Origin of the sequence: Ferruginibacter sp. (assembly GCF_031430955.1) — a bacterium.
In the GTDB taxonomy this organism is placed as follows: domain Bacteria; phylum Bacteroidota; class Bacteroidia; order Chitinophagales; family Chitinophagaceae; genus Ferruginibacter.
The window spans coordinates 1-4,157 of sequence record NZ_JANPCM010000273.1 but is presented as its reverse complement, the minus strand read 5'-3'; the positions used below and the strand labels follow the sequence as shown (position 1 = coordinate 4,157).

Annotated in this window: 5 protein-coding genes; all 5 read right to left on the bottom strand. The window is 37.7% G+C overall.

Features of this window, described 5'->3' with window-relative positions:
• Nucleotides 1–245 (bottom strand): hypothetical protein (locus tag ACY65O_RS07745; RefSeq protein WP_462220282.1); only part of this gene is annotated, 245 nt, incomplete at its 3' end.
• 94 nt (nucleotides 246–339) lie between these two features.
• The gene (locus ACY65O_RS07740; protein ID WP_462220281.1) at nucleotides 340–855 is read right to left on the bottom strand and encodes a cupin domain-containing protein; all 516 of its coding nucleotides are present in this window, start codon (nucleotides 853–855) and stop codon (nucleotides 340–342) included.
• Nucleotides 856–971: 116 nt separating this feature from the next.
• Complete coding sequence (mnmG, locus tag ACY65O_RS07735; protein WP_462220280.1) at nucleotides 972–2,840, bottom strand: tRNA uridine-5-carboxymethylaminomethyl(34) synthesis enzyme MnmG; 1,869 nt, start codon at nucleotides 2,838–2,840, stop codon at nucleotides 972–974.
• 43 nt (nucleotides 2,841–2,883) lie between these two features.
• Entirely contained in the window at nucleotides 2,884–3,501 is a 618-nt protein-coding gene (locus ACY65O_RS07730) for a hypothetical protein (protein ID WP_462220279.1), read from the bottom strand.
• A gap of 96 nt (nucleotides 3,502–3,597) precedes the next feature.
• Complete coding sequence (gene ybeY, locus ACY65O_RS07725) at nucleotides 3,598–4,020, bottom strand: rRNA maturation RNase YbeY (RefSeq protein WP_462220278.1); 423 nt, start codon at nucleotides 4,018–4,020, stop codon at nucleotides 3,598–3,600.
• Nucleotides 4,021–4,157: the final 137 nt, after the last annotated feature.

Here is a 4,157-nt window from a genome sequence, read left to right as displayed (position 1 = left end):
TTTTCTATAAAATTTTTTGTTGTATCAGTAATGGTGTATCCAAGTTCATCAAAAATTTCAATTGTTACTGACTCCAATTTTCCAAGTTCACCAAGGCTGTCAACATTATATGTTTCTGTTACCAATTTTGTAACATTGCCTTTAATATTCACCTGTTCCAAATCGGTAAGATATTTTATCTGTTGCTTTCCTCCACAGGAAACCAACAAACAAATTCCACAAAGAAATTTTAATAACAGTTTCATGAATTAAAGTTCATACAGATTTGATTAACAACCAAAAGGCAGCCAATACTATTAGCTGCCTCTATTAAATTATTTGTTTAATCCGTGGCCAACCCTATCTTCCAAAATCATCCTGCACCCTTACAATATCGTCTTCATCACTTGGGTTGGCCGCATCAGTGTGGCGCCAAATTTCTGCAATAATGCCCCAGCCATCGGTACCCAGCAAACGGTGGCGTTCGCCTTGTTTTAATTGTATGATATCGCTGATATTTAAATCTTTGGTTTCTTTTTCTTCGTCGGTATCGCTGGTTACTACTCCGGCCACGCCACCAATCAGTTTCCAAATTTCGGCTCTGCGGTGGTGGTATTGCCAGCTTAATCTTTTGTTGGGTGCTACTACTAAAATTTTAGGACTAAGCTTGCCGCTAATATTTAATTCTTCTTTGGTAAGGTGCGGAAAATATAATGCTATAAATTTTTCAGCTTCGTTTTCTTCAATCACAAAAAAACCACCCCAGGGCCTGGTGCTATCCTGTTTATTAATTTTTAAATGCTGGTGGTGCAGGTATTCTGCCACTGTTTCAAAAACCAATTCTTTAGGGGTGTCGTTCTGGAAGTTTAAATGCATTGTAAATTTTTTTGTAATAAACGTATAATTCTAAAATATATTGAATTTGCGAATGGCGAATATCGAATTTTTTTTTAAGCAGAAAAATATTCGCCATTCGCAAATTCAACATTCCGCTATCTTCCCATAAACACCATCAATATCTGTACATCACTTGGATTTACGCCTGATATACGTGAGGCCTGCCCTAAAGTACGTGGCTTTATTTTTTTAAATTTCTGTTTGGCTTCTGTACCTAATGAAACCAATTTTTCATAATCAAAATTATCCGGAATAATTAAATCTTCCAACTGGCTCATTTTTGCCACCAGTTCTTTTTCCTTTTCAATATAAGTTTCGTATTTCAATTGTATCTCTGCCTGTTCTAATGTTTCCGGAGTAAAATATTTCAATGCATTTTCTAAAGAAGGGATTTGCTTCATCATATTATGTAACCCAATATTTGGTCTTAATAAAATTTGTGCATCTTTTTGTTTATTAACTAACGTTGATGATTGTACGCTTTCTAAAAAGGGATTTATTTCTTCCGGATCCAGGCTTATTCCTGACAGTATTTCTTTTATCTGGTCCACCCCTTCTTTTTTAGTTTTTACCATTTCCATCCTTTGCTGGCTTGCCAAACCAAGGCGGTAACTTTTTTCTGTCAACCTTAAATCCGCATTATCCTGTCTCAGTAAAGTTCTAAACTCAGCCCTGCTCGTAAACATTCGGTATGGCTCGTCTGTTCCTTTATTTATTAAATCATCAATCAACACACCAATATAGGCTTCACTTCTTTTTAATACCAGCGCTTCCTGTTCTGTTGCTTTTTGGTGAGCATTTATGCCAGCCATTAATCCCTGGCAGGCAGCTTCCTCATAACCGGTTGTTCCATTAATCTGTCCCGCAAAAAACAAGTTTTCAATCAGCTTCGTTTCTAAACTAAATTTTAATTGAGTAGGTGGAAAAAAATCGTATTCAATGGCATAACCCGGCCTGAACATTTTGCAGTTTTCGAAGCCTGGAACCAACTTAAGTGCTTGATGTTGAACATCTTCTGGTAAAGAAGAGGAAAATCCATTCACATATATCTCAATGGTATTAAAACCTTCCGGCTCTACAAACAACTGGTGCCTGTCACGTTCGGCAAACCGGTTTATTTTATCTTCAATACTTGGGCAATACCGTGGCCCTGTTCCCTGTATTCTTCCCTGGAACATTGGGCTTTTTTCAAAGCCTGTTTTTAAAATATCGTGTACTTCGGGGCTGGTGTAAGTTATCCAGCAGCTTTTTTGTTGAGCTGTGGTTATTTTTTTTGTAGGCAGGTAACTAAAGCCAACAATTTCCTCATCTCCTTTCTGCTCTTCCATCTTGCTGTAATCCAAGCTACGGCCATCTAGCCTTGGTGGCGTTCCGGTTTTAAGCCGGTCGCTTTCAAAACCCAGCGATACCAATTGTTCTGTTATTCCAGTAGCGGCTTTCTCTGCCATTCTTCCTCCACCCAATTGTTTCTCACCAATATGTATAACACCATTTAAAAAAGTGCCGTTAGTTAAAACCACCGATTTTGCCTTTATCTCGTGCCCCAAACCAGTTACAACACCGTAAACACGCCCATTTTTTATTAAAAGACTGTTTACCATATCCTGGTAAAAGTCCACATTGGGAGTATTCTCCAGCATTTCTCTCCACTTTGCTGCAAACAACATTCTGTCGCTTTGAGCTCTTGGGCTCCACATTGCCGGGCCTTTGCTGCGGTTAAGCATTCTAAATTGTATCATGCTTTTATCAGTAACTATACCGCTATATCCACCCATGGCATCAATTTCCCTTACAATTTGCCCTTTTGCAATGCCGCCCATTGCCGGGTTGCAGCTCATTTGGGCAATAGTTTGCATGTTCATGGTAACCAAAAGCACCCTGCTACCCAAATTGGCGGCTGCTGCGGCTGCTTCGCAACCGGCATGACCTGCACCCACCACTATAATATCGTATTCTGCAAACATTTGGCAAAGGTAGTTTAGAAATTATTTATGGTAGTTAAGAAGTTTAGGTGCCGAACTTTCTAAGTATTTCTCTTTCCAAAAGAATATCGTTGAGCGAAATGCCCAGATTGAATTTTTTAAATTCTTCCTTGCTTAAAGTAGCGATATTTTCGAGGTGTTCTTTATTATTAATGATAAAATTTTCAATAGCAGGGTGACTTTCCATATTGGAAACTTCAATTATTGCCAGTTTATCTATCATTTTTAAGCAAAAGTCATAACCTGTTTTATTATATAGGTTTTGAAAGTAGGGTTTTACAGCCAACACATCAATGCGATTGCCCCGATTTTTGTTCAGTTCAAGCTTCTCTACCCTAACATTTATAAAATTCCAGCAGAGTCTCAAGTCTTCCTCTTTGTCAAAGTCAAAGTAAGTAACAGGCACAATATGATCAAATTGCCAAGCTGTTGCAAAGTTATCCCAGTTCAAATCTGCAGTAAACTGTAATTCTATCCATTTCCTAAACCCATTTACGTCCAGCCCAAAGTAAGGTGCGTATGTGGCAGCGGCCTTTTTTTCCAATATATATCTTCGTAAAGCCAATTGCCACTTACGCTTCTCTCTAAATTTCAGTAAGGCATCCGTAATTTCTTCTTTTGGAGTCCATTTCTTTCTTACCATTCTCAAATATATTATGTTTCCAGTAGAAACAGGGATTCGTGGAACCCTGTAAACTAATGGTAATTTAGTTGGAGTTAAAAAGGGATTCGTGGAACATCACTTAAAGTAAGTAATCAAACACCGGTCTTCCGCAGCCCTCATCTCCTTTAGGTGTCTTGCGCTTTTGTCTTTATACCCGCAAAGGTGCAAAGCGCCATGAAATATTACACGATGCAGCTCCTTTTTAATACTTAAACCTAAAGTGGCGGCATTATCTCTAACCCTATCGGTACTAATATAAATTTCCCCTGTAATGTGCCTTAGCGTTTCAGATAAGTCGAAAGTTATAATATCCGTATAAAAATCGTGTTGCAAGTGAGCTTTGTTTATGGCAAGGAGATAATCATCTGAGCAGAAAATATAGGTAAGGTTTGAAAGCTGCTTATTATGTTTACGAAAAACTGTAGACAAAAAGGTTTTTAAAGCGGTCCGATCTTTAAGTATAAGTTTATCCTGCAGAAAAAAAAATTGAATTGGCATAGTTAATTTCTAATCTCGAAATTATTAAACAATTACTAATGAATACTTTTGTGCTACTTAAAATAATATAAATGGACAGGCGATTATCGGAGGTTGGAGTTGGCAAAGCTGTAATTATAAAACACTTTGAAAACGAT